The organism is Lonepinella sp. MS14436 (assembly GCF_042470565.1).
In the GTDB taxonomy this organism is placed as follows: domain Bacteria; phylum Pseudomonadota; class Gammaproteobacteria; order Enterobacterales; family Pasteurellaceae; genus Lonepinella.
In genome coordinates this window covers 1,565,407-1,591,736 of sequence record NZ_CP170385.1, presented here as the reverse complement: position 1 = coordinate 1,591,736, position 26,330 = coordinate 1,565,407, and the positions used below count along the sequence as shown (strand labels likewise).

The 26,330-nt window shown below is 37.4% G+C and carries 22 protein-coding genes; 14 read left to right on the top strand and 8 right to left on the bottom strand.

Annotated features, from left to right (window positions below):
* Positions 1–62 precede the first annotated feature (62 nt).
* On the top strand, positions 63–1,295 hold the full coding sequence (pepT, locus tag O1Q81_RS07700) for a peptidase T (protein ID WP_386694176.1): 1,233 nt from the start codon (positions 63–65) through the stop codon (positions 1,293–1,295).
* A gap of 44 nt (positions 1,296–1,339) precedes the next feature.
* Here pepT and purR read toward each other — a convergent pair whose 3' ends face one another.
* From purR to O1Q81_RS07670, 6 genes are all read right to left on the bottom strand, one after another.
* A complete protein-coding gene (gene purR, locus O1Q81_RS07695) occupies positions 1,340–2,344 on the bottom strand; it encodes an HTH-type transcriptional repressor PurR (protein ID WP_386686582.1) in 1,005 nt (334 codons plus the stop codon).
* A gap of 283 nt (positions 2,345–2,627) precedes the next feature.
* Positions 2,628–4,349, bottom strand: coding sequence for a cysteine/glutathione ABC transporter ATP-binding protein/permease CydC (gene cydC, locus O1Q81_RS07690; protein WP_386696906.1), 1,722 nt, complete (start codon positions 4,347–4,349; stop codon positions 2,628–2,630).
* A 10-nt stretch (positions 4,350–4,359) separates the two neighbouring features.
* Positions 4,360–6,129 carry a cysteine/glutathione ABC transporter permease/ATP-binding protein CydD gene (gene cydD / locus O1Q81_RS07685; RefSeq protein WP_386686578.1) on the bottom strand — a complete coding sequence of 590 codons (1,770 nt, stop codon included), beginning with the start codon at positions 6,127–6,129 and terminating at the stop codon, positions 4,360–4,362.
* 81 nt (positions 6,130–6,210) lie between these two features.
* Positions 6,211–7,164, bottom strand: a complete 954-nt coding sequence (gene trxB, locus O1Q81_RS07680) for a thioredoxin-disulfide reductase (RefSeq protein WP_386694168.1) — start codon at positions 7,162–7,164, stop codon at positions 6,211–6,213.
* A gap of 47 nt (positions 7,165–7,211) precedes the next feature.
* Entirely contained in the window at positions 7,212–8,060 is an 849-nt protein-coding gene (locus O1Q81_RS07675; protein ID WP_386692976.1) for a co-chaperone YbbN, read from the bottom strand.
* Between the two features lie 9 nt (positions 8,061–8,069).
* A complete protein-coding gene (locus O1Q81_RS07670) occupies positions 8,070–8,849 on the bottom strand; it encodes a Zn-ribbon-containing protein (RefSeq protein WP_386696904.1) in 780 nt (259 codons plus the stop codon).
* A gap of 112 nt (positions 8,850–8,961) precedes the next feature.
* Here O1Q81_RS07670 and O1Q81_RS07665 point away from each other — a divergent pair, with 112 nt between their 5' ends.
* From O1Q81_RS07665 to grxB, 5 genes are read left to right on the top strand one after another with little or no spacing between them, the layout of a single operon-like run.
* Complete coding sequence (locus O1Q81_RS07665) at positions 8,962–9,255, top strand: nucleotidyltransferase family protein (RefSeq protein WP_386686566.1); 294 nt, start codon at positions 8,962–8,964, stop codon at positions 9,253–9,255.
* Complete coding sequence (locus O1Q81_RS07660) at positions 9,252–9,608, top strand: DUF86 domain-containing protein (RefSeq protein ID WP_132300462.1); 357 nt, start codon at positions 9,252–9,254, stop codon at positions 9,606–9,608. The genes O1Q81_RS07665 and O1Q81_RS07660 overlap by 4 nt, the downstream gene beginning before the upstream one ends.
* 4 nt (positions 9,609–9,612) lie before the next feature.
* A complete protein-coding gene (locus O1Q81_RS07655) occupies positions 9,613–9,939 on the top strand; it encodes a YqcC family protein (RefSeq protein ID WP_386686561.1) in 327 nt (108 codons plus the stop codon).
* Positions 9,933–10,643, top strand: coding sequence for a tRNA pseudouridine(65) synthase TruC (gene truC / locus O1Q81_RS07650; protein WP_386696902.1), 711 nt, complete (start codon positions 9,933–9,935; stop codon positions 10,641–10,643). Before O1Q81_RS07655 ends, truC begins: the two co-directional genes overlap by 7 nt.
* Positions 10,644–10,670: 27 nt before the next feature.
* The gene (gene grxB, locus O1Q81_RS07645) at positions 10,671–11,321 is read left to right on the top strand and encodes a glutaredoxin 2 (RefSeq protein ID WP_386696900.1); all 651 of its coding nucleotides are present in this window, start codon (positions 10,671–10,673) and stop codon (positions 11,319–11,321) included.
* Between the two features lie 70 nt (positions 11,322–11,391).
* On the opposite strand, the gene O1Q81_RS07640 is transcribed toward grxB, so the two are convergent.
* Positions 11,392–12,249, bottom strand: coding sequence for a fructosamine kinase family protein (locus tag O1Q81_RS07640; protein ID WP_386696899.1), 858 nt, complete (start codon positions 12,247–12,249; stop codon positions 11,392–11,394).
* Positions 12,250–12,573: 324 nt separating this feature from the next.
* Between O1Q81_RS07640 and thrS the strand changes: the two genes are divergently transcribed.
* Positions 12,574–14,505, top strand: coding sequence for a threonine--tRNA ligase (thrS, locus tag O1Q81_RS07635; RefSeq protein ID WP_386696898.1), 1,932 nt, complete (start codon positions 12,574–12,576; stop codon positions 14,503–14,505).
* A 59-nt stretch (positions 14,506–14,564) separates the two neighbouring features.
* On the opposite strand, the gene O1Q81_RS07630 is transcribed toward thrS, so the two are convergent.
* Positions 14,565–15,131 (bottom strand): hypothetical protein, encoded by a 567-nt coding sequence (locus O1Q81_RS07630; RefSeq protein ID WP_386696896.1) that lies wholly within the window; start codon positions 15,129–15,131, stop codon positions 14,565–14,567.
* A 274-nt stretch (positions 15,132–15,405) separates the two neighbouring features.
* Between O1Q81_RS07630 and O1Q81_RS07625 the strand changes: the two genes are divergently transcribed.
* The 7 genes from O1Q81_RS07625 to O1Q81_RS07595 all read left to right on the top strand — a co-directional run bounded on the left by O1Q81_RS07625 (position 15,406) and on the right by O1Q81_RS07595 (position 26,319).
* Positions 15,406–16,524 (top strand): homoserine O-acetyltransferase, encoded by a 1,119-nt coding sequence (locus tag O1Q81_RS07625; RefSeq protein WP_386696894.1) that lies wholly within the window; start codon positions 15,406–15,408, stop codon positions 16,522–16,524.
* A gap of 41 nt (positions 16,525–16,565) precedes the next feature.
* Positions 16,566–20,258, top strand: coding sequence for an exodeoxyribonuclease V subunit beta (recB, locus tag O1Q81_RS07620; protein ID WP_386696892.1), 3,693 nt, complete (start codon positions 16,566–16,568; stop codon positions 20,256–20,258).
* Positions 20,251–22,245 carry an exodeoxyribonuclease V subunit alpha gene (gene recD / locus O1Q81_RS07615; RefSeq protein ID WP_386696891.1) on the top strand — a complete coding sequence of 665 codons (1,995 nt, stop codon included), beginning with the start codon at positions 20,251–20,253 and terminating at the stop codon, positions 22,243–22,245. The genes recB and recD overlap by 8 nt, the downstream gene beginning before the upstream one ends.
* 105 nt (positions 22,246–22,350) lie before the next feature.
* The gene (bioD, locus tag O1Q81_RS07610) at positions 22,351–23,079 is read left to right on the top strand and encodes a dethiobiotin synthase (protein WP_386694138.1); all 729 of its coding nucleotides are present in this window, start codon (positions 22,351–22,353) and stop codon (positions 23,077–23,079) included.
* 180 nt (positions 23,080–23,259) lie between these two features.
* On the top strand, positions 23,260–24,687 hold the full coding sequence (locus O1Q81_RS07605; RefSeq protein WP_386696889.1) for a peptide MFS transporter: 1,428 nt from the start codon (positions 23,260–23,262) through the stop codon (positions 24,685–24,687).
* Positions 24,688–24,848: 161 nt separating this feature from the next.
* Positions 24,849–25,838, top strand: coding sequence for a phenylalanine--tRNA ligase subunit alpha (gene pheS, locus O1Q81_RS07600; protein WP_386686532.1), 990 nt, complete (start codon positions 24,849–24,851; stop codon positions 25,836–25,838).
* A 16-nt stretch (positions 25,839–25,854) separates the two neighbouring features.
* Positions 25,855–26,319: a hypothetical protein gene (locus O1Q81_RS07595; RefSeq protein ID WP_386696887.1), complete on the top strand. Its 465-nt coding sequence runs from the start codon at positions 25,855–25,857 to the stop codon at positions 26,317–26,319.
* Positions 26,320–26,330 lie beyond the last annotated feature (11 nt).

Here is a 26,330-nt window from a genome sequence, read left to right as displayed (position 1 = left end):
AAAAAATTGCATTGAAAAATTTGTTTTTGCATAATTAAACAAAGGGTTAAAAGGAGAATACCATGTCAACGTGTGAACGCAATTATTTACTTGAACGATTTTTGAATTATGTGTCTTTTGATACGCAAGCTAAAGTCGGGGCGAAGTATTCACCTAGCTCACCAGGTCAACTTAAATTAGCCAAATATTTAGTACAAGAATTACAGGCATTAGGGTTAGAAGAGATTAATCTTTCGCCAAATGGTATTTTAACTGCTTATTTACCAAGTAATGTGATGAATGCTCCTACCATTGGTTTAATTGCTCATTTAGATACATCACCAGATTGTAGTGGCAAGAATGTCAATCCAGAAGTGATTGTGAATTATCGTGGTGGGGAAATTGCCTTAGGTTCGGGAGAAAAATTTATTAGTCCTGTAATGTATCCCTTTATGCTTCAATTAATCGGCAAAACCTTGATTGTGACAGATGGCACAACCTTATTAGGGGCGGATAATAAATCTGGAATTGCGGAAATTATGACCGCACTTTCTATACTAAAGAACGGCGAACAAGCTCACTGTAATATTCGTATTGCTTTCACACCAGATGAAGAAATTGGTTTAGGGATGCAATTTTTCGAAATGGACAAATTCCCTTGCGACTGGGCATATACTATTGACGGTGGTGCCGTAGGTGAGTTGGAATATGAAAACTTTAATGCAGCTAGTGCTACTGTGACGATCTTGGGTAACGGTATCCACCCTGGTTATGCTAAAGATAAAATGGTTAATGCGTTAACTTTGGCTTGTGAGTTTCAACAACTATTACCAGCTGATGAAGTACCAGAAAAAACTGCAGATAAACAAGGCTTTTTTCATTTAAATCGCTTGGTGGGTGATATTAGTAAAGTAGAATTACATTATTTAATTCGGGATTTTGATAGCGAGAAATTTGAACAACGTAAAGCCTTTTTAACGGATATAGTTAATCAATTTAATCAACAAAAGAATTTACGCCAACCACTCCAGTTGGAAATTCAAGATAGCTATAAAAATATGTATAATTGTATCCGTCAAGTACCACGATCTATTGAACTGGCTGATCAGGCAATGCGAGCATGTGGTATCAAACCAAATCATAAACCAATCCGTGGAGGTACGGATGGGGCGTGGTTAGCGGAAAAAGGGTTGGCTTGTCCGAATATCTTTACTGGAGGATATAATTTCCATAGCATTCACGAACTAATTAGCCTTGAAGGCATGGAAAGTACAGTGAATGTCATTTTGAAAATTGTGGAACTCGCAACAGAATAAAGTAGTAACAAATTACAGTAAAAAACACCGCAGTTTGGTTAATATTATTTGATGTTTTTCACGGACTTGCGTACCACCAATTCGGGATAGATTTCAATGGTTTCTCTTTCCGTATTTTTATGATGAATACGTTCCAGCAGTAATTGTAATGCACGCTCACCTAGTCTTGCTTTAGATTGATGAATAGTGGTAAGTGGGGGAGCGTAAAACCGTGATGAATGAATATTATCGTAGCCAATAATCGAAATATCATCAGGCACGCGTAAACCTTTTTCTGTAATAGCGGAAATCGCACCTAATGCCATTACATCATTACAACAAAATACAGCCGTAGGTAATTCTTGCTGTTCAAGAATTTTATTCATACATTCATAACCATCTTCGGGTTCAAAAGAACCCTCTTGAATCCAGTTTGGATTAAGGGTTAAGCCAGCATCCGACATGGCTTTTTCAAAGCCTTGAAAACGAGTTTGAGCAGTGGTTTTATTCAGTTCTCCAGAAATAATCCCGATTTTTTGATGACCATTCTCAATTAAATGTTGGGTTGCCAAATAACCACCATTAAAACTGTTATCCAAAATCATATCATTATTGCTATGTTGAATTCCCCATTCCATAACAACCAGCGGTAGATCTTGAAAATTATTAAATAAGTCAATACTTTCTTGATGATATTCGGCACACATAATCAATACACCATCAACGCGTTTTTTTGCTAACATTTCCAAGTGATTTTTAATTTTTTTTGTATCATTTTGGGTATTACATAAAAATAATGAATAGCCTTGACGATAACAATGGTTTTCAACGGCGTGAATGATTTCTGCAAAGTAAGGGGATTCGCTGGTGGTAACAATCATACCAATAGATTTTGTAGTATTAATTTTAAGACTACGAGCCACATCACTTGGTGAATAACTAAGTGTTCGAATCGCATTTAATACAGCTTGTTTAGTATCTTCTGCAACATGTCTGGTTTTATTGATGACATGAGAAACGGTAGTAGTTGATACGCCTGCTATTTTTGCTACGTCTTTAATAGTTGCCATTTTTACCTCCCTGAAAATTTACATTATTATAAGGTAAAATTATAAAAAATGTATGAAAAAATAAATTAAACTGATAAAATGAAAAATATATGATTTTATTAATTAAAAACATCAGGAGAAAAGTATGAGTGATTTTGGTTATGCTATGATTATGGTAGTGCTTTCATTAGCTATTGTTGTAGGTTTGTCTGTGGCAATTTTCTAATAAAATAAAAAACTGTATAAAAATACCGCACTTTGACAAGAACAAAAGTGCGGTATTTTTTTGTATCAGATTTTTTCTTTAAATTCGTTGAATTAAGGAGTGGAAATAACCTTGTTTCTGGCTTAATTCCGCATAACTACCTTGTTCCACCAGTTCCGCACTATCAATGACTACAATATTATCAAACTGCTCAATAGCGGTTAAACGATGAGTTACCATCAGCAAGGTTTTATCTTGGCAATGTTGCAAAATCAGGTTTAACACTTGACGTTCAGTTTCACGATCTAAACCCTCGGTAGGTTCATCTAATAATAAAATTGGTGCATCACTCAATAAAATTCTCGCCAAGCCTAAGCGGCGTTGTTCACCGCCTGAAAGAGGGCGACCGCCATCACCTAACCACTGTTCTAAACCTTGTTCCACTAAGTTTTGCAAACCAACTTGTATTAGCACGTCTGTCATTTTTTCATCGGAAAGCGGTGCTGCTGTGGCAAATTGTAGATTATTGCGTAAACTGTCGCTAAAAATATGCACCCGTTGAGTTAAAAAGCAAATTTGCTGGCGGAGAATATTTTCACTGTAAGCAGAAATCCGTTTATTGGCAAAATGAATTTCACCGAGTAGCGGATCATAATTTCGTACTAACAGTTGTAATAGAGTGGATTTACCACTGCCAGTTTTGCCCAAAATGGCAACTTTTTGTTTTGGTTTAATCTGTAAATTCACCTGTTTTAAGGCAATATCTTGCCGTTCAGGATAACGAAAGCTGATATTTTTAAGATCAAATAAAACATTGGAAAAATTCACCGCAGTTTCTGTTCCCTCAAATTGTACCAGCGGTGGTTGGTCAATAATTTCGCTGACACGTTGAGCAGATGAAATCACTTGTCCAATATGCAAGAACGCTGCACCTAACGGCATTAAAATCTCAAAAGAGGCTAATGCGGATAGCGTAAACAAGCCAATAAATGCAAGACGATATTCTTCAATAGCAAATTCAATATTGGAGGAAATCCATAAAGTCAACACCACTAATAAGCCATTAGCAAACATTAAAACAGCAGTAGAAAGTCCTGCTAAATTGCTTTCACGTTGTTGATAACTTTGCCATTGTTGTTCCGTTTGATCTAATTTTTGTTGCAAATTATCTTGTGCATTAAACAGTAATAATTCCGCTTGAGCCTGAATAAATTCTACAAAGTGCATACGATAAAGGGAACGAGATCGGGTGAGTTTATTACCGAAAGTTAAGCCTAAAAAATAAAATACACTTGGAATAATCAGTAATAGAATCAATAGGATTGCACCAATTAATAAGGCAAGGGAAAGATTAAATAGACTTAACACCAGAGTCATCATTCCAATCACCACTATCGCACTGATAAATGGAGCAATCAGGCGTAAATATAGGCTATCGAGCGTATCCACATCAGCCACTAAGCGGTTAAGTAAATCACTGTTACGATAACGATTTAATACCGCAGGGGAAAGTGGAATAATTTTGCTGAATACCTGAACACGTAATTTAGCCAAAATACGGAAAGTGGCATCGTGAGTCACAATTTTTTCAGCATAACGCATTGCAGTACGACCAATCGCTAAACCACGTACGCTTGATGAGGGATAAAAATAGTTAAATAACGTTCCAGCCCCAGCAATGGCAGTAGCCGATAAAAACCAACCTGATAGCGTGAGCAAGCCAATACTGCAAGCAAGCCCGCCAATCATCAACACCACACCTAAAAACAGTGGAAATTTTGCCTGTTTAAATAAGGGTAAAAAAGGAAGTAGTGAACGCATATTTTCTCTCTTATTGTACGTCTTGATGACGTTGGGCTAAAAGTTCAGCAAAATAACCTTGCTGTTGCAACTGTTCGAAGTGTCCTTGTTGCACCAGTTGCCCCTGTTGCATCACCAAAATCTGATCACATTGCTTTAAATCTTCAATACGGTGGGTGATCATCAAGGTGGTTTGGGCTTGATTAATTTGGGTTAATGCGGTCAATACTTGCGTTTCCGATTTAGCATCTAAGCTGGCTGTTGGTTCATCTAATAACAACAAATTACCTTGACGCAATAAGGCTCGAGCAATCGCCAAGCGTTGAGCTTGCCCTACCGATATGCCTACACCGCCATCTTTGATTTCTGCATTTAAGCCAAGGTGATCGGTAAATTCTTTGGCGTTGGCTTGGCTTAAAGCTATATCAATTTGTTCGTCCGAGGCTTGAATATCACCGAGTAACAGATTTTGTTTAATCGTGCCTTGCAACAACAACGGATTTTGCCCTACCCATGCAATTTGTTTTCGCCATTGGGTGAGATCGGCTTGATTGAGTTCTATTCCGTTAATTTTCAAACTGCCTTGATAAGGCAGAAAACCGAGTAATACGTTAATTAAAGATGTTTTTCCTGCCCCGCTTTGCCCCACCAACGCTGTATGAGATTGTTTAGCTAAATGAAAATTAAGCGGTTGGGTGAGAGCCTTGCCTTGTGGTGACAAGATTACCAAATTTTCTGCCATAATTTCCACCGCACTTTGATTGGGAATTTGCTGGTTGTGGTCAGCTTGTACCGTTTGATAGTCAGTTTCAATAAATTCTGCAATAGCATCGGCTGCCCCAATAGCGGCTGCTCGGTCGTGATAATAAGTGCCAAGATCACGTAGGGGTTGATAAAATTCAGGTGCGAGAATTAAACAGAAAAAGCCTGCAAATAGGGTAATTCCAGTGTTATTACTAAAACTACCAAAGTCAATTTGTCCGAGATAACTAAAACCAAAATAAACTGCGACAATGGCAATGGAAATAGAGGTAAAAAATTCTAATACTGCAGACGATAAAAATGCCATTTTTAATACGTCCATGGTGCTAATGCGATAATCCTCGGTGGATTTCTCAATATACTCAGTTTGTTCTTCGGCACGGTTAAATAGACGTAGAGTTTCTAGCCCACGTAAGCGGTCGAGAAATTGCCCACTTAATTTGGCTAGCATTGCCATGTTTTGCTGATTTTTATCCGATGCTGCTAAACCGACTAAAATCATAAAAATAGGAATTAGGGGGGCTGTGAATAAGAGAATTAAACCTGCCACCCAATTAAGCGGAAAAACAGCAATTAAAATAATAACGGGAACAATCGCCGACAACATTTGTTGAGGTAGATAACGAGCATAAAAATTATGTAGATTTTCCACTTGTTCCAACATTAAACTTGCCCAGCTACCAGCAGGTTTACCTTGAATGGTAGCAGGTCCGACAGAATGGATTTTATCCAAAATTTGTTGACGAATAATATTGCGTAATTGCCGACCACAGTTAAAGCCAATTCTTTCACGCAGATATAAAATCAATGCTCGCAATGCAAAACCAACAATCAAGCCAATAAAATAGGGTAATAGTTCCGAACGTGGAGTTTGTTGGATAATAAAATGATGCAAAAGACTCGCCAGCAACCAAGTTTGTCCCACTAAAATCAAAGATGATAAAGTCGCTAGTCCCACATTTAGGCTTAATAATTTTTTTATCGGTTTCTGTTGTTGTCGCAACCATTTAAACAGATATTTTTGACGTTGTTTTTCCATTTTGTATAAAATTTTAGGGGCGAACAGATGTTCGCCCGAAATTACTCAAAGTTTAAAGGTTGGATAAATCCACTTAAAATACTATTCTAATGCGTCCAAAAAACGTTCCGCATCTAGTGCTGCCATACAACCCGTTCCAGCAGAAGTGATTGCTTGACGATAATTATGATCCATCACATCACCTGCAGCAAAAACACCCTCTACGCTAGTTGCCGTAGCATTGCCATCTAAGCCTGATTTCACCACAATATAGCCGTTATTCAAGGTTAATTGATCTTTAAAAATCTCTGTATTTGGGGCGTGACCAATAGCCACAAAAACGCCATCTACTTTCAATTCTTCGGTGTTGTCTGATTGCGTATCTTTCAAGCGGACACCCGTTACGCCCGTATTATCGCCCAACACTTCATCTAAAGTGCGGTAGGTATGCAGAATAATTTTGCCCTCTTCCACTTTTCTGTATAAACGGTCGATTAAGATTTTTTCTGCACGGAAACTATCACGGCGGTGGATTAAATGTACTTCGCTAGCAATATTAGCTAAATATAATGCTTCTTCTACAGCACTATTACCACCACCAATGACGGCAACAGGTTTGTTACGATAAAAGAAACCATCGCAAGTTGCACAAGCCGACACACCACGTCCTTTGAACGCTTCTTCGGATGGCAAACCAAGATAACGAGCGGAGGCTCCAGTGGCAATAATTAAGGCATCGCAAGAGAAAGTTTGCACATCACCATAAAGTTTAAATGGACGATGAGATAAATCTACTTTGCCAATATTATCAAAGATGATTTCCGTATCAAATTTTTCCGCATGTTGTAACATACGTTGCATTAATTCTGGACCAGTTGTATCACCAAAATCACCAGGCCAGTTCTCGATTTCCGTAGTCGTAGTGAGCTGACCGCCCTGTTGTAAACCTGTCACTAAAACGGGTTTCAAGTTAGCACGAGCCGCATAAATTGCAGCTGTGTAACCAGCAGGACCTGAACCTAAAATTAATAATTTACTGTGTTTAATTTCTGACATAATAACTCCTTTTATTTATAAAGCCTGTTCATTATAACAAATTTTTATTAATACAATAGCGAATAAATCAATCGGCGATACTTATTAGCCATAGGGTCGCTACCTAGAGCAGCAATAATTTCCAAAAATAGCCTTTTTACTTCACCGTTTTCTGCATTTAAATCTTGTCGCAAAATACTAAATAACAATTCTAACGCTTGCTCATCTCGATTGGCTTGATGAAGTTGTACAGCTAATTTTAACGCAACATCAGGACGTGGATTTTGCTCATAATCTTGTTGTAATTGCTGAATTTCGGGCGTATCGGCAGCTTTGATTAATAAATCAATTTGAGCTTGCAAGCCTTGCCAGCGACTATCACGATCTTGTAAAGGGATTTTATTCAAAATCTCTTGGGCTGGTTCGGTTTTTTTCATGGTAATATAGGTTTCCGCATAGAGTAGGGCTATATCACTATTTTTTTGTTCTGATGCTTGCCATGCTTCTTTTAATAAAGGTAAGGCGGCTTCATAGTTTTCAGCCTGTAAGAAATCCAACGCCAAATTAAATTTAATTTCTTCTTCTTTGGGTAAAATCAAGGCTAAATGTTGTTCAAGCTGATCTTCGGGTAAGGCGGTTTGAAACGCATCCACGGCTTGAGCTTCTTTAAATAAATAAGTGGTTGGCAAGGCTTGAATACCAAATTGCATGACAATTTGTTGTTCTGTTTCACAGTTGACTTTTGCTAGTAAAAATTGCCCTTGATATTTATCTGCATAACGGGTTAAAAGTGCGGTGAAATTTAACGAAGTTTCGTGGCTTGGAGCATAAAATACCAAAACTAATGGCGTTTGTTGGGAAAGTTGTAACGTTTCTGTAATATTTTGTTGATTAATTTCAATAATATAGTCTTGCATATTGTTTCCTTATAAAAAATTCCACGATAAATTTGACACTAAACGGCAATGATCACATTTAAAATAAAACACGTCTGCAATGGGGGTATTTAACCGCCATTCACCACCACAACAAGGGCAACGACGTTGTTGTTCAGCACTCAAATTATCGCCCCCGATACGGTAAAGATAATAGTAGGTTGGCACATTAGTAGCCTGTTCTATCTCTTGACATAATGCCCGACCATGTTTAGTTAAATGGCTATTAATATCTGAAATTTCAAGTAGGGCAGATTTTTCTAATACAGAACCATTCATCTGCAATTGATCGCAGGCTTGCCAATTTTCCAACCATTTGATTAAATCAAGGCTTAAGTGCGGTTGGTTTTGAGCAATTTTATACAGTGGAATTGGGGCAAGATTATCGCCATTCACCACAGGTGAGCTAGAGCGTAAATAAGTGGTGTAAAGCACTTGCCATGTTGGATCGTTTTGGTTGGTTTGATCTGACATTAAATCGTCTGCCACAATCTGAAAACTTTGCAAAAAAACACCGCACTTTTCCAAATTTTCAAGGCAACGATTGACTTCGCTGTTATTATGTTCAGGCAATAGGCTATGTTGTTCAGGGCAAATAACCTTGATTCCAAATCCAAATAGATCTTCTTGTTCCGCTTTAAAAACAGGAATCTCACGTCCCAGAATTTGCCCGTTATAACGCCATTCATCAATCAGTTCAGCAAGTAGAATAAATTGCTGTTGGTATCGTTCAGGCTGTTTGTTTTGTAAAAAGATGTCGATGAGGTACATTTTTTGCTAAAAATTTAATTAAAATGGCGGTTATGTTACCTTAATTTGAGATTGAGATCGAGAACAACAGTCCCTATAATAAGTTATGTTGATAACAACTAGGTAAACTAAAATGAAACCTTCCGAAATTCTAAATCAAAACAGAACAAAAGTAAGACAAATTTTTTCCACTTATCCTAAATTACAAAATTTAAGGGTATTTGGATCCGTTGCTCGTGGTGAAGATACAGAAAATAGTGATATTGATTTTTTAGTAGAAGTTTTACCTGGTTCAAGTTTGTTTGATATTGGGGGGTTATGCTCTGATTTACAAGAAGTGTTTGGTGAGAATTTTGATTTAATGGAAGAAAGCAGTTTACCTTTGAAATTTAAAGAAACAGTATTACGGGAAGCGATTTCAGTATGAATAGATTATTGAGCTATATAAACGATTTGCAATGCTATGCAGAAGAAGCCTTGTTATTTATAGAGGGGATGACGGAAGCGGATTTTTTAAAAGATCGCAAAACACAGCAAGCTGTTACCCTTAATCTGATCACTTTAGGCGAAATTAGCACTACATTAAAACAAAAGGAACCTGATTTTTTGTTACTGACAGATTTTATTCCATGGAAAGATATTGCAGGAATGCGACATCGGTTAGTTCATGGTTATAATGAAATTGATCCTTTGTTAGTATGGGAAACGTTAAATCATCAAGTTCCAAAATTACTTGAGCAGATTCCTAGACTAGTAGATTTGGTCAATCAAGGAAAATGAATAAATGGCTCAACTCTTACATCACAAAACCAAAACCCATTTACGTGATTTACAAAAAATCCTACAAGAACTAGACCTATGGCAAACTGTGCCACCGTCTGAACAAGCCTTTGCCAGTCAAGAGCCTTTTGCCATTGACTATATGCAAGCTCACGAATGGTTACAGTGGATTTTTATCCCGAGAATGTGGGCGTTGTTGGAAGCGGGAGCAGCGTTGCCAAGCAAAATTGCGATTTCACCTTATGTGGAAGAAGCCTTAAAAGAGCAAGAGCGGTTAAGTGAATTGTTAAGACCGATCATTGAAATTGAAAAGCTGTTAACTCAATGCTAGAAATCTTATATCAAGATCAATATATCGTTGCAGTGAATAAACCTGCGGGTATGTTGGTACATCGCAGTTGGTTAGATAGGCATGAAACACAGTTTGTGATGCAGACCTTGCGAGATCAAATTGGTCAGCATGTTTTCCCGATTCATCGTTTGGATCGCCCAACTTCGGGTGTGTTATTGTTTGCGTTAAATGCGGAAATCGCTAATTTAATCTGTCAGCAGTTTGAAAATAAAACCGTCCAGAAAAGCTATTTAGCGGTGGTACGTGGTTATTTGATAGGTTCAGATCGTATAGATTATCCACTTAAAATTCAATTAGATAAAATTGCTGATAAATTTTCTCAAACAGACAAAGCTCCACAGTCAGCAATCACGGATTATCAAGGCTTAAAAACTGTTGAAATGCCTTATGCGGTAGGGAAATATCAAACGGCACGTTATTCGTTAGTTCGTTTAATTCCACAAACAGGGCGAAAACATCAGTTACGCCGTCATCTGAAACATATTTTTCACCCGATTTTAGGTGATACCCAATATGGTGATTTACACCAAAATAGAGCATTAGCAGAAAAAACAGGTGTAAGTCGGTTGATGTTACATGCCGAAAAACTTGAATTCAGTCACCCTGTCACAAATGAGCTAGTTCAGGTGAACGCAGGGTTAGATGAACAATGGAAAACCCTGTTTGAAATATTTAAATGGTAATATGATGATGAATGAAAGGAGAAAAAGATGAAACTTTATGTTTACGATCACTGCCCTTATTGTGTACGTGCCAGAATGATTTTTGGTTTTAAACAGCTTCCAGTTGAATTGGTTTATATTCAAAATGATGATGAAGCCACACCAGTGGGATTAATTGGTAAAAAAGCCGTCCCTATTTTGTTAAAAGATGATGGTTCTGCCATGCCAGAAAGTTTAGATATTGTGCGTTATGTGGATCAACATTATGCTGAAAAATGCTTGTCTGATCAGGTTCGTCCCGAATTAGAAAGCATGATTAAACAAATCGGTAGCTATTATAATCATCTTCTTTTGCCACGTTTTGTGCGGTTAGGTTTACCAGAATATAAAACGCAAAGTGCATTAGACTATTTTGTTAATAAGAAATCGGCATCTATCGGTGATTTTACTGAAAATTTGGCTCAAACGGAGCAATATTTAGCAAGATTACAACAAGATTTGCCTATGCTTGAAACCTTGATTTTGGCGGAAGATAAAGCGAATGGTCAGCAACTATCTATTGAAGATATTATATTGTTCCCGATGTTGCGTAATTTAACTTGCGTGAAAGGGCTGAAATTCCCAAGCCGTATTGAAAATTATATTCATACCATGGCGAAATTAAGTGGAATTGATCTTTATTTTGATAGAGCAATTTAAAAAAACAGCAAAAAAACACCGCACTTTTTTGATTTTCCCAGTAAAATGCGGTGTTTTTTTATTAGATTTTCTACAAAATCAATTCCAAAAAACGTTTGGTTAATTCCACATAATGCCCTTTAAAGCGATGACTGAAATTAAGCAAATAGTAAAGCTGATAAATCGGTTTGCGTTCAATATAATCCTCTGTTAGTGGATAAGTGCGGTGATAATTTTGATAAAATTCATCAGGAAATGGCTCGAATAATTCGGTAAAAGCCAGATCACATTCACGGTCACCCCAGTAACAAGCAGGGTCGTAACAATAAATTTTATGATTAAATGAACCACAGTTTTCAATCCATAGATTGCCATGCAATAAAGATGGCGTTGGTTTATGTTTGGCAAGTCGAGCTGCCACCACGGCAACAATTTCTTCAATGTTACCGAAATTTATACCCCGTTCTTTACAGAGTTGTAATTGCCAACCGATTCGTTGGTCTGCAAAAAAAGTTGCCCAGTTAGTTCGCCATTCGTTCGGTTGATAAACAGAACCGAGCCAAGTATCAAAATCTAAACCATAGCCCTCAAGCCCTTTAATTTGGTGTAATTTCGCTAATGCGATACCAAAATCTGCAAATTCTTCAGGGCTAGGTGTTTCTAATTGCAAGGCTTCAAGCAATAAAAAACTATGATTTTGCGAACAACCCACACCGTAAACTTTAGGTAGGTCAATGGTATGTGTTTTGGTTAATAATTCAATTTGATCGGCTTCAGCTCGAAACATGGAACGATAGGTTTTATCGTTAGTCTTGACAAAAACAGGTTGTATGCCATCATCAATTAACCAAGATTCGTGCATTTCACCCGTATGCACTTTATCTTTTTCTTTGATGGAATAGTAGGCACCAAATTGATCCGCTAATACTTGAGAAACTGATTTCCACATAGCTACTCCCTAAATTACCTCTGAAACTAACTTAATCATAAACTTATTTTCATGAATAATCTGTGACGAATATCAAATTTTTAAAAAATTATGCTAAAATTACTCACAATCCTTAATAGGATTGCTCGGGGCTTTGCCCCCGTTGCAAGCAACGTTCAAAATTCCTGTTGGAATTTTGTCACCGCACTTTTGGGCTATACAACGTAGGTATAGCACAAAGTGCGGTGCTTTTTAATGAAATTTTTTATTTTAACTCAACTTAATTTAACGTAAATGCAACAAGTCGCCTTTCGTATGGGCGACCACTGTAAACAAGGATACAACATGCCTATTATTACTTTACCAGACGGTTCACAACGTCAATTCGATCACCCTGTTTCTGTTTTAGAAGTAGCACAAAATATTGGGGCAGGTCTTGCCAAAGCCACCATTGCAGGGCGTGTTAATGGCGAGCGTAAAGACGCTTGCGATATGATTGCAGAAGACAGCAAATTAGAGATTATTACCGCCAAAGACGAAGACGGTTTGGAAATTATCCGCCATTCCACGGCTCATTTATTGGGACATGCGATTAAACAATTATTCCCTGATGTCAAAATGGCGATCGGTCCAACCATTGAAAACGGCTTTTATTATGATGTGGATTTAGATCGTTCATTAACCCAAGAAGATATTGATGCCTTAGAAAAACGCATGCTTGAATTGGCGAAAACCAATTATGATGTGGTGAAAAAGCCCGTTTCGTGGCAAGAAGCACGAGATACTTTTGAGAGCCGTGGCGAGCCGTACAAAATGGCGATTTTAGACGAAAACATTGAACGCACCGCAACGCCGGCCTTATATCATCACCAAGAATATATTGATATGTGTCGTGGACCGCACGTGCCGAATATGCGTTTTTGCCAACATTTTAAATTAATGAAAGTAGCGGGTGCATACTGGCGGGGCGATAGCAAAAATAAAATGTTGCAACGCATTTACGGCACCGCATGGGCGGATAAAAAACAATTAAATGAATATTTAACTCGTCTTGAAGAAGCAGCAAAACGTGACCACCGTAAAATCGGCAAAGCCTTGGATTTATATCACATGCAAGAAGAAGCACCGGGTTTGGTATTCTGGCATAATGACGGCTGGACGATTTTCCGTGAATTGGAAACCTTTGTGCGTACCAAACTCAAACAGTACGATTATCAAGAAGTGAAAGGTCCGTTTATGATGGACAGAGTGCTTTGGGAACGTACAGGTCACTGGCAAAACTACGGCGATTTAATGTTCACCACCCAATCGGAAAACCGTGAATATGCGATTAAACCGATGAACTGCCCAGGTCACGTGCAGATTTTCAACCAAGGCTTAAAATCGTACCGTGATTTACCGATTCGTATGGCAGAATTTGGTTCATGCCATCGTAATGAGCCGTCAGGTTCCTTGCACGGTTTAATGCGTGTACGTGGCTTTACCCAAGATGATGCACACATTTTCTGTACCGAAGAACAAATTGAAAGCGAAGTCACCAGTTGTATTAAAATGGTTTACGACATTTACAGCACCTTTGGCTTTGTGAATATTGCAGTGAAACTTTCTACCCGTCCAGAAAGCCGTATCGGTTCTGATGAAATGTGGGATCGTGCCGAAGAAGGTTTAGCCAATGCGTTACGTCACAATGGTCTTGAATATGAAATTCAACAGGGTGAGGGTGCATTTTACGGTCCAAAAATTGAATTTGCCTTGCGTGACTGCTTAGGTCGTGAATGGCAATGCGGTACGATTCAGCTAGACTTCGCCTTACCGGGTCGCTTAAATGCCTCTTATGTAGCAGAAGACAACGATCGCCGTACCCCAGTGATGATCCACCGTGCGATCTTAGGTTCTATTGAACGTTTTATCGGCATCATCACCGAAGAATACGCCGGTTTCTTCCCTGCGTGGCTTGCCCCTGTGCAAGCGGTAGTGATGAATATCACCGACAGCCAAGCAGATTATGTGCAAGCCGTCACGAAAAAACTTTCGGACGCTGGTTTGCGTGTGAAATCTGATTTACGCAACGAAAAAGTCGGTTTCAAAATCCGTGAACACACCTTACGCCGTGTGCCTTATATGCTGGTTTGTGGCGACAAAGAAATTGCCGAAAACAAAATCGCCGTGCGGACACGCAAAGGTACGGATTTAGGCACTTATGATGTTGATGAATTTGTGCAAATCTTGAAAGCACAAGTTCGGGGACGGGAATTGAAGTTGCTGGGTGAAGAATAGTTGTTAAGAGTAAAGTGCGGTGCAAATATTTTAAAAGAATTTACACCGCACTTTTCCTTTTATAATTCAATTTTAACTTTATTTTTCTTATTGTTATAAGTTTTTAAATAAGATCCATCCTGTAATGTGATGAAATTAGTCGAAGCTATGTATTTGAGCTTGAGATCTTTTTCACAACGTTTGGTAGAACGTGGTTGATCACACCATTCTTGAGTCTGATTAACGGCTTTTTCGCCATATTGCGGATCACCAAATTTAGCATAAGTTGCATCAAGGAGATTTGTGATATTTTCTGTGGTGTTTGGCACTTTATACTCAATAGAATACAGTAATAAGTCATCATTTTCAGTCGATGGTACAAACTCAAACGCAAATTCAATTTTATTTTTATAGGTAATAATTTTACGAATATAAGGTTCATTATTTTTGAGCTTGTTGTCAGATTTAAATATCATTGTTTTCTTACCGTCATCATTGGTAAAAGCATCTGTTTTTTCTTTTACTTGTTCATAGCTCATTCCAGGTTTAAACCCACTTAAATCGAAGTCTTTGGCTTCTAAGGCATAGCCAGTGTTAAGGTATAAAACAGAAATTAGAGTCAAAAGATATAATTTGAATTTTTGCATAATAAACTCCGTTATAGTGATAATAATATAAGTCAATGCCTTGCATTGTATTCATCAAATAGAAACTTTGCAAGTATATTAAAAAATAATGTAAGGTACTCAAGTTGTTATTGTTAGTAATAGCGTTTTTTCGTTAGGATAGAAGATATTTTTCGCTATAATCAATTCTAAATTTTAGCCGTCTAAACGTCTAAAATTTCTTGACAATCGACATTATCCTAGGTAGTTTATAGCTCATCGTAAAAATTTTTATCCCCGAACAACAGGATAATCAATGGCAGTACAAAAAATTACCTTATTTGAGCAGGAACCGCTAGATCTTGTGCTAGGTGGGAAACTTGATCATATTGAAGTGGCTTACCAAACTTATGGCGAGTTGAATGTGGATAAGAGTAATGTTGTTTTATTATGTCACGCTTTAACAGGGGATGCCGAACCTTATTCTACAGAACTAAATAGCACAGGCTGGTGGCAGAATTTCATGGGTAAGGGGTTGGCTTTTGATACGGATAAATATTTTTTTATTTGCTCAAATGTGTTGGGCGGTTGTAAAGGCACAACGGGTCCTGTGTCTATTAATCCGAAAACGAGTAAACCCTATGGTAGCCAATTTCCCAATGTGATTGTACAAGACTTGGTTCGGGTACAAAAAGCCCTGTTAGATGCTTTACAAATTTCCCATTTACATGCTGTCGTAGGCGGTTCTTTTGGTGGTATGCAAGCGACCCAATGGGCGATTTATTATCCTGATTTTGTGGATAATGTGGTTAATCTTTGTTCTTCTTTAACCTTTAGTGCGGAAGCCATTGGATTTAATCACGTTATGCGTCAAGCGATTCTGAATGATCCCAATTTTAATGGTGGGGACTATTATGATGGCGAACCACCAGCCAAAGGGTTAGCGATTGCCCGAATGTTAGGCATGTTGACCTATCGTACGGATATTCAGTTAGCCAAAGCCTTTGGGCGAGCGACCAAAGCAGAGGGGCAATATTGGGGCGATTGGTTTCAGGTGGAAAGTTATTTAACCTATCAAGGTCAAAAATTTCTTGATCGTTTTGATGCCAACAGTTATTTACATTTATTGCGAGCGTTGGATTTATATGATCCAGCGGTCGGTTTTGACAATATTAAGACCGCCTTAGCACGGATTAAGGCTCGTTATACTCTCGTTGCAGTGACCAATGATCAGCTTTTTAAAATTAATGACTTGCACAAGAGTAAAACCTTGTTGGAGCAAGCACAGGTAAATTTACAATATTTTGAATTTGCATCGGATTATGGGCATGATGCGTTTTTAGTGGATTATGATATTTTCGAAAGCAAGATTCGGGCAGGCTTGGAAAATACCAATACTCCTCCAGCTAGTACAATGATTGATTTTATGATATAACTAGGCTAACAGTAGTTAGCCTTTATTTTTGGAAAAAAACGATGCCAAAAGCTACCGCACTTAACGCCAATTCAACCCCTTTAACCCACACCACGTTAATAGAAGCCTCCGCAGGGACAGGCAAAACCTATACCATGGCGAGCCTGTATATTCGTTTATTACTTCAAGCTGGCGAAAATAATTTTTCTCGTCCCTTATCGGTAGAAGAAATTCTAGTGGTTACTTTTACTGAAGCATCTACTCAAGAACTTAAAGAACGTATTCGTCAGCGGATTCATCTTTGTAAAAAACAACTTGAGCAATATCGGGAAACACAAGATAAAAAGGCATTTGCAGATAATCAACCATTAGCGGAATTAGTGGATTATATTGATGATATTGACTTAGCCGTTCAACGTTTGCGTTTAGCGGAACAGAATATGGATTTGGCAGCGATTTATACTATTCATAGCTTTTGTCGCCGAGTATTAACCCAATATGCGTTTTATTCAGGGATTCATTTTGAATTGGAATTAGTCAAAGATGAAACGGAATTATTAAAACGCTTTGCCAATGAATTTTGGCGTGAGCATTTTTATTCATTGCCTTACGAATGTACGGATTTTATTCACCGTTGGTTAGGTTCTCCGTCAGCGGTTTTAAATCATATTCGTCAATATTTGAGTGGTGATCCGTTAAAAGTCGCAATAAATTCACCGCAGTTACTGGAGCATGATTTAAGTGAATTTTTACAGCAATATGTACAAAATGGACTACAGCAAATTCAGCAATTAAAACAACAATGGCAAGAAAGTGCGGTGGAAATTCGTCAATTAATTGATGATGCGAAAGAAGAAGGACGAATAAAATCAACGTCTTTTCGACAAGATCATGTAGCAAGTCGTTTTGCTAAAATTAATGCTTGGGCGGAGAATCCCTATCAATTTTCTTTGCCTGAACCCTTAACGGATTATTTTTCACAGCAATTATTTAATAGCAAATATTTAGGTAAACAACGAGATAATCCAATTTCCCATGCTTTGTTTCGTTTGGTTGATGAAGTGAATACCATTGATTTTGCTTTGTATCATAATATCGTGCTATATCATTATATGCAGGCATTGAATGAAAAAATGATCGCATATAAATTAGATCACGCAGAAAAGAGTTTTGATGATTTATTACGTTTATTGCGTGATGCGTTATATGCCGAACAGGGGAATGAATTGGCTCATCGAATTCGTTCGCAATATCCATTTGCGATGATTGATGAGTTTCAGGATACCGATAATCGCCAATATCAAATTTTTGAGAAGATTTATCAAGCACAACCAAACTGTGGCTTTATTATGATTGGTGATCCGAAACAGGCGATTTATAAATTTCGTGGGGCGGATATTTTTACCTATTTACGAGCCAGTCAACAAGCCAAGCAATCTTTTACCTTAGCAAATAATTATCGTTCTAGTGGAGCGTTAATTCAGGCAGTAAATGGTATTTTTAATTTTGCCAACTCTTTTCTATATGCAGATATTCCTTTCCAATCCGTTAAGGCTGGCAGTAAACAGGCTGAATTTTTGATTGGGGAGAAAAAGCAAGCACCCTTGGTATTTTATTTAGGTGAACAATTAAATGATAAAAATAAATTGCTCAAAGGCGAAACTCAACAGCTATTTGCTGAAACCTGTGCAAATTCTATTTATCAATGGTTAAAAAGTGTTGGAAAAAACACCGCGGTTTTTGTCAAAGATGAGCAGCGTGAAATCGTACAAGATAATGATATTGCGGTGTTGGTGGAAAGTTGGCGAGAAGCCGAGTTAATTCAACAAAGTTTACGCAAACGGGGGATTGCTTCAGTTTATTTGTCGGATAAAAGCAATGTATTTGATAGCGATGAAGCGAAAGAATTAGCCTATATTTTACGAGCTTGTTTAAATCCATTGAATACCAAAGCGATTTTAAATGCCTTGGCGACTAGTTTATTTGCTTTTACTGCGGCGGAAATTAATCAAATTAAACAACAAGATAGTCTGCTTGAACAATGGGTAAGTCGATTTGAAAATTATCAACGCCGTTGGTTACGTCATGGTGTGTTGGCAATGTTATACCAACTCTTTTTACAAGTAGATGAACATCAGCCTTGTATGTTAGAGCGAATGAAAGCCATGCAAAATGGTGAACGCCGTATTACCAATTTATTACATTTGAGTGAATTATTACAACAAGCCAGCCCAACCCAAGAAAGCGAAGCCAGTTTATTGCGTTGGTTTGAGTTACAGATTCAAAATAAACAGGATCGTGATGATGAGCAACAATTACGGCTAGAAAGTGAAAATCAGTTGGTGAAGATTGTTACCATTCATAAATCCAAAGGGTTGGAATACGGTTTAGTGTGGTTGCCTTTTATTGCGTTTTCTACGCTTAAATCCGATGCCATAAGCACTTATCATGATGAACGAGATAAACAGCAATATTGGGATATTCAGTATCAATATTCTGCGTTAACCGTGCAGGAAAGTATGGCAGAAAAAATGCGATTGCTTTATGTGGCATTAACTCGGGCGAAATATCAGGTCAATATCACCTTACCGCTACATTTACAAGGTGAATGGACGGCTATTGGGTATGCGTTAACACAAGGTGAGATCGGTTTAAATGAAAAAATGCAGAATGTTTATGATAGCCAAGCATTATTAACGGATTTGCAACAAAAATGGGGGCATGAAAGTTTAACCATTGAGCCTATTTTAAATACGGATATTGTTGTAGAAGATCGGAATAAAGCACAAAACACCACCGTAGCACCACTAAAAGCATCGGAATTTGAGCAAGAGATTGAACGTGATTGGACATTATCGAGCTTTACTAGCTTAATGCAAAATCATCAACAAAATAAACAAAAACCTTGGTGGCAACCGCAAATCCAAATGTTAGATGAAAGTGCGGTAGAAAATAGTCGAGTTTTTGATGTGGCTAAAGATAACGATCAGTTGGTGCAAAGTAATATAGCGTTGAAGCAAACTTCATTAGTAGATTGGCAAGATTATCCGACCGCACATTCCCCCGTGGATTTTCCCCATGGTTCTCAAGTCGGAACCTTGTTACATTCGCTGTTGGAAAAAATAACCTTTAATCAGCCAGTCAATCCTGAGCTGATAGCAAAATATTGCCAACAATTAGGTTTAGATGAAAGTTGGCAGCAACCTTTTACGCAATGGATTAATCATATTTTACAGACACCGTTATTAGAAAATGGACTATACCTAGCTCAATTACCAGCTAAAGATTGCTTAAAAGAAATGCAATTCTATTTTAATTTACACCGCACTTTTGATGTGAATAAGTTTAATAGCTTGTTAAAAGCCTATCATCATTACTGGCAGGAACCTTGGCAATTCGATCAAATTCAAGGTATGTTGCGGGGGTTTATTGACTTGGTGTTTCGCTATCAAGGCAAATACTATATTGTGGATTATAAATCCAATTTGCTGGGGAAATCACCGCAAAATTATCAACCAGATGAATTGGTTAAAGCCATGCAAAATGAACATTATGATTTGCAGTATTTACTTTATACCTTGGCATTAGATCGTTATTTACGCTTGCGAGATCCTGCGTATAGCTATGAAAGCCATTTTGGTGGAGTGATTTATACTTTCTTGCGTGGTATGAATGGTGAAACGCAGTCAGGGGTATTTTTTGATCGTCCCGAAGCGGAATTGATTGCCAATTTGGAGAACTTATTTAATGCTTAAATTATTATTTTCGCTTTGCCAACAGCAACGGATTAGTCAGGCGGATTATTATTTTGCAAAATTGATTGCTGATAAACAACAAGGTTTAGGTTATAGCGAACAGCAACAAGCATTGGCGATTTTGGTGGCAGGGCTTTGTCAATATAGTTTATCACAGGGCAATACTTGTTTATTTTTAGATAAGGATTTAGCCAATAATTACTTTGGTTTACGTTATATCAAAACCGATGATGGCATAGATTACGTAGCGGAAATTAATCAGAAAATAGCTAATTTACCTTTGCATCAATGGGCGAATATGTTGCAAGACCATATTGCTTTTACCCTTAGCCCACAAGAGAAAATTGCTCCCTTGGTCTTACAACATAATGCCTTGTATTTTTACCGCACTTGGCAAGATGAATATCGTTTAGCTGATTACATTAAAACTGCGGTGCAAAAACCACAAGATTTTTCGTTACCACAAGTTAAAGCCTGTTTAGATCGTTATTTTGAGCAAACAACAGCAACGACCAACTGGCAAAAAGTGGCGGTGGCAGTAGCGTTACGGCAATCATTTTGTTTAATTTCAGGTGGACCAGGAACAGGTAAAACCTATACGGTAGCACGGCTGTTGGCAGTATTACAAAAATTACATCAAGGTAAATTAAAAATTGGTTTAGCTGCTCCCACAGGCAAAGCCTCCGCTAGATTAAGTGAAAGCATTGAAAAAGAATTAAACAGCGAATCTTTACAGCATTTATTAATTGAAGATGCAATACAGCATAACATGCCAAGTTCGGCTCAGACTTTACATAGCCTATTGGGAGTACGACCGTTTAGCGAAAAAACGGTTTATCACGCCCAAAATCCATTGCCTTATGATGTGTTGATTATTGATGAAGCGTCAATGATTGATTTGAGCCTAATGAATAAAGTACGAGAGGCGTTGGCACCACATTGTAAATTGATTTTATTGGGCGATAAGGATCAGCTTTCTTCCGTTGAAGCAGGTGCTATTTTAGGTGAGTTGGGGCAGTTTATGGGCTTGTATTTTGATCCGCAGCGGCAAAAAAATATCGGTTGTTATGATAAAGAATTTACTGAATATTTGACTGCCGTAACAGGGGAAACATTAATAGCCAGTGAAACGAGCTTATCAAGCATAGCGAATTGTTTATGTTATTTGCCAGATAGTCGCCGTTTTGATGAACATTCAGGCATTGGACAGTTGGCGACAGCGGTAAATTCTGTGCAATATTCTGTGGTTGAACAAAGTTGGACGTTGTTTAAGCAAGATTTTTCGCAAGGAAAATTACATCTGGTGGAATTTCTACCCCAGCAATTTGCGGATGAAAAAGATTTTAATGCACATTGTATCAATCAAATCGTGCAAAGTGCGGTGCAAAATTATCGAGATTATTTAGTTTATTTACAACAGAAGAAAGATGACTTGAACAATGAACATTACCAAATGTTATTTGCTAAGTTTAATGCAGTTCGGTTTTTAACTGCATTACGTCAAGGCGAGTTTGGGGTGGAATCACTTAATCAAACGATTGCCAATGCACTGCAAAAAGCAGGCTTGGTAAAATTCCAACAGCAACGAGATTGGTATCTTGGCAAGCCGATTATGATTACCCAAAATGATCGTAATGTAAATTTAGCCAATGGAGATATTGGCATTTATGTGGGGCATAATTTGGTCTGTTTTGACAGTGTCGATAAACTGGGTAACTATAAATTGGTTTCTCGTCATCGTCTTCCCATGCAATATGAAACGGCTTATGTGATGACGGTGCATAAATCGCAAGGATCAGAATTTAACCATACATTTTTACTGTTACCAACGAAAAATAATCCCGTACTAAGTAAAGAATTGGTTTATACCGCCATTACTAGAGCGAAAGATGAATTTACTTTATTTGCCACCGAGCAGATTTGGCAGCAAGCAGTACAGAAAAAAAGCAAGCGACAATCGGGATTAAAATTTGTTTTGGATCAATAAATGGCAATAAAACCAATAAAAACCACATAAAACTTGCGTTAGCTCAATAATTCTTTGGTAAAGATATTTTACAATGATGCCGTTTTATCGGAAAAGGATTAAATTATGAGTAGTTTTTTTGTAACAGGTACAGATACCAATGTGGGGAAAACGGTGGCAACTCGAGCCATTATTCAAGCGTTACAAGAATTAGATATTGATGTGGTGGGGTATAAGCCGATTGCTTGCACGCAAGATGATGAAAATGCAATGGTCGGGATCGTGGAGCAAGAGGGGGATTATGGTACGGAAGATAACGCGGACGTATTAACCTTGATGAATACCACTAAGCAAAATGTGGGCTATCGGGATATTAATAGTTATACTTTTGGACATACTATGCCATTGTTTACTGATCAAAGTGAACAAATTCAAATTGAGAAAATTAATCAAGATTTGGATAAGTTAAATCAAAAATATCAAACAGTAGTGGTTGAGGGTTGTTTTGGTTGGTTGTCGCCGATTAATAAGCATTTTAGTTTCGCCGATTGGGTAGTGACTCATCAAATGCCAGTGGTATTGGTGGCGGGAATTAAAGAGGGTTGTATTAATCACACTTTGTTGACGGTGCAATCTATACAAAATTTGGGCGTGCCATTAATTGGTTGGATTGCCAATCGGATTAATCCTTGTTTGGGACATTATGCGGAAATGATTGATACATTAAGCAGTAAAATTGATGCTCCATTACTAGGTGAAATTCCTTATATTTATAAACCAGAAACGCAAAATTTAGCAAAATATATGACCAATATTGAGCGGTTGACTTATTTGAAAACGGAATTAGTAAGATAAGCGTAGATCTGCGTTGAATCAATAAACCGAGAGTTATTATGCTGTCGGTTTTCTTATTTTTAGCATTAAATTGTGAAAATTTTGTGATCATTCTCTCATTTTTGATATTTTCTACTTTGTTAATAAATTGTTATATTGTAGATTGAAAATTGAGAATAACAAGTATAGAAGGAATAAATTATGCAACAAAAAACTTTCTTTGGACATCCTTATGCCTTATCGAGTCTTTTTCATATAGAGCTATGGGAACGTTTTTCATTTTATGGAATGAAAGCAATTTTATTTCTCTATTTGTATTACGAATATAGCCAAGGTGGACTTGGTATAGATAAAAATATTGCGGGCGGTATTGTTGGTGCTTATGGTGGTAGTGTTTATCTTTCTTGTTTGGTTGGCGGTTGGGTAGCCGATCGTATCTTAGGTGCGGAACGTATGTTGTTCTATTCTGGCATTGTGGTGATGTGTGGACATATTATTCTTGCACTTGTACCAGGCTTAGAAGGCTTGATCTTAGGTATGATTTGTATTGCGTTAGGTAGTGGGGGCGTGAAAACTACCGCTAGTGCAACCTTGGGAACCTTATATGAAACCGATGATACTCGCAGTATGCGTGATGCGGGTTTTTCTATTTTTTATATTGCAATTAATATTGGTGCATTATTAGGTCCGTTATTAACGGGTATTTTACAAAAATCTTATGGTTTCCATTATGGTTTTGGTGCTGCCGCTGTCGGAATGGCGTTTGGTTTATGGATGTATTCTCGTGGACGTAAAAATTTACCACCGAGTCCTGTACCTAATCCATTAAACAAAAAAGAACAAAAACAAGCTGGATTTTCTTGGTTAGCTCTGGTTGCTATTATTATGGTCACTATTTTTTCAGGATTTCTTTCCCTACAAAATTTCCCGAGAATCTTGTTAATTTGTATTATTTGTTTAACTATTGGCTATTTTGCTCGGTTATTGATGAGCCATAAAGTTGAAAACAAAGGGAATATTGTGGCATTTATCCCGTTATTTATTACAATCAGCATTTTCTGGTCGCTATGGGCGCAATTTGATACGGCAATGATTTTGTATTTTGAACAAACGATTGACCGTAATATTTTCGGTTTTGAGCTACCTGTTGCTTGGTTGGGTTCATTACAAAGTTTGTGGGTAATTTTGATTGCTGGATTATTAGCAACCCTTTGGACCAAAATGGGCGATAAGCAGCCAAAAACACCACTTAAATTTGCCATTTCTATGTTGGCATTAGGTGTAACTTATTTTGCATTTTCCTTAATGGTATCGGATCAAGGTTCAAATTTCTTATTGTTCTTCTTTTTTATTTTACTGATTACTATCAGTGAATTATTATTAAGTCCAGTATCCTTGTCTTTAGCTACGAAAATTGCCCCTAAAAATTTCCAAGCGTCTATGGTGGCGTTGACATTCTTATCCTATTCTCTTGGCTTCACCTTGAGTGGTGTTATCTTTAAAAATGGTTTTGATGAAAACGACCCAACCAGTTTTTATGAAATGATTGGTGGAATAGGTTTAATTACAGGTGTTTTGCTGTTGTTATTGGTACCTGTACTAAACCGTTTATTAAAAGGAAAAGATTAGTTTTTGCTAAATTAATGGCAAAAGAGAGCAAAATTGCTCTCTTTTTTATTTGTTTAGTAGAAAAATTATCAAATTCATTAAAAATCACGTGATTTTTGAATAAGTTAATATTATCATTAAAGGCATTTTTGAAAAACACATTAAATTTAAGAAGGGTAGGTATGCAAAACCTTAAAGAGATTACGGAGCAGGCAAGACAAGCCTTAGATGAATTACAGGATAAAGGCTTGGAGGCGTTAGAAAATTTCCGAGTAGAATATTTTGGTAAAAAAGGACATTTTACCCAGTTAATGCAAGGTTTACGTGATGTAGCAGCGGAAGAACGCCCAGTAGTAGGTGCGAAAATTAATGAAGCTAAACAGATTATTTTAGATGGTTTAAATAGCAAGAAAGAACAGTTAGAACAAGCAGTATTAAATGCGAAATTAGAAAAAGAACGTATTGATGTGAGTTTACCTGGGCGTAAAGTAGAAACAGGTGGGTTACATCCTGTAGCGATTACTATTGAACGTGTAGTGAAATTCTTCTCGGAATTAGGTTTTTCGGTAGAAAGTGGTCCAGAAGTGGAAAGTGATTATTATAACTTTGATGCTTTAAATATTCCAAAACATCACCCTGCTCGAGCCGATCATGATACTTTCTGGTTTAATCCAGAACTATTATTACGCACCCAAACATCAGGCGTACAAATTCGTACCATGGAAAAAATGCAACCACCAATTCGCATTATGGCTCCAGGACGTGTTTATCGTAATGATTACGATCAGACACATACACCGATGTTTCATCAAATCGAATTGCTTTATGTGGATAAAAAAGCTAATTTCACCGAATTAAAAGGCTTGTTACATGATTTCTTACGTGCGTTCTTTGAAGAAGATTTACAAGTGCGTTTCCGACCGTCTTATTTCCCATTTACTGAACCCTCTATTGAAGTAGATATTATGCGTCAAAATGGGAAATGGTTAGAAGTATTAGGTTGTGGTATGGTGCATCCAAATGTTTTACGTAATGTGGGTATTGATCCAAATGAATACAGCGGTTTTGCAGTTGGTATGGGGGTTGAGCGTTTAACTATGTTACGCTACAACGTGACGGATTTACGTTCATTTTTTGAAAATGATCTTCGTTTTTTAAGACAGTTTAAATAATACTAGGAAAGTAAATATGAAAAAATTAGCCGTCATAGCTTTGGCACTATTTTCAGTTTCAGTAATAGCTCAAGCTGCTAATGCGGAAACATTAGTTAAACAACCACAAGCAGCCTTGTTTGTGCTGGACACTTCTGGTAAGCAACCTAAATTACTAGAGGGAACACAGCTTTCTCGTTCAAAACCTCGTAATTTATGTATTCGTATTTTTGATGTAGCAATTCAAGAGCAAAATATGTTTGCCGAGTATTTTTCAGCACCAGCACCAATGAATATAGTTTCAAAGGGTTCAGAAATAAGAGTTGATGAAGATAAAAAAGGCTTTTTGGTGGTAACTAACATGAATAAAGCGGATATTAAAGATAATCTTATAACAAGATGTTGGGAATTTACTCCGCAAGATCCGATTGGTAAATATAATGTAGAAGTTCAATTCAATGACATTGTTTTCAAAGGATTGTCATTTGAAATATTGAGATAAGAGAGATTGAT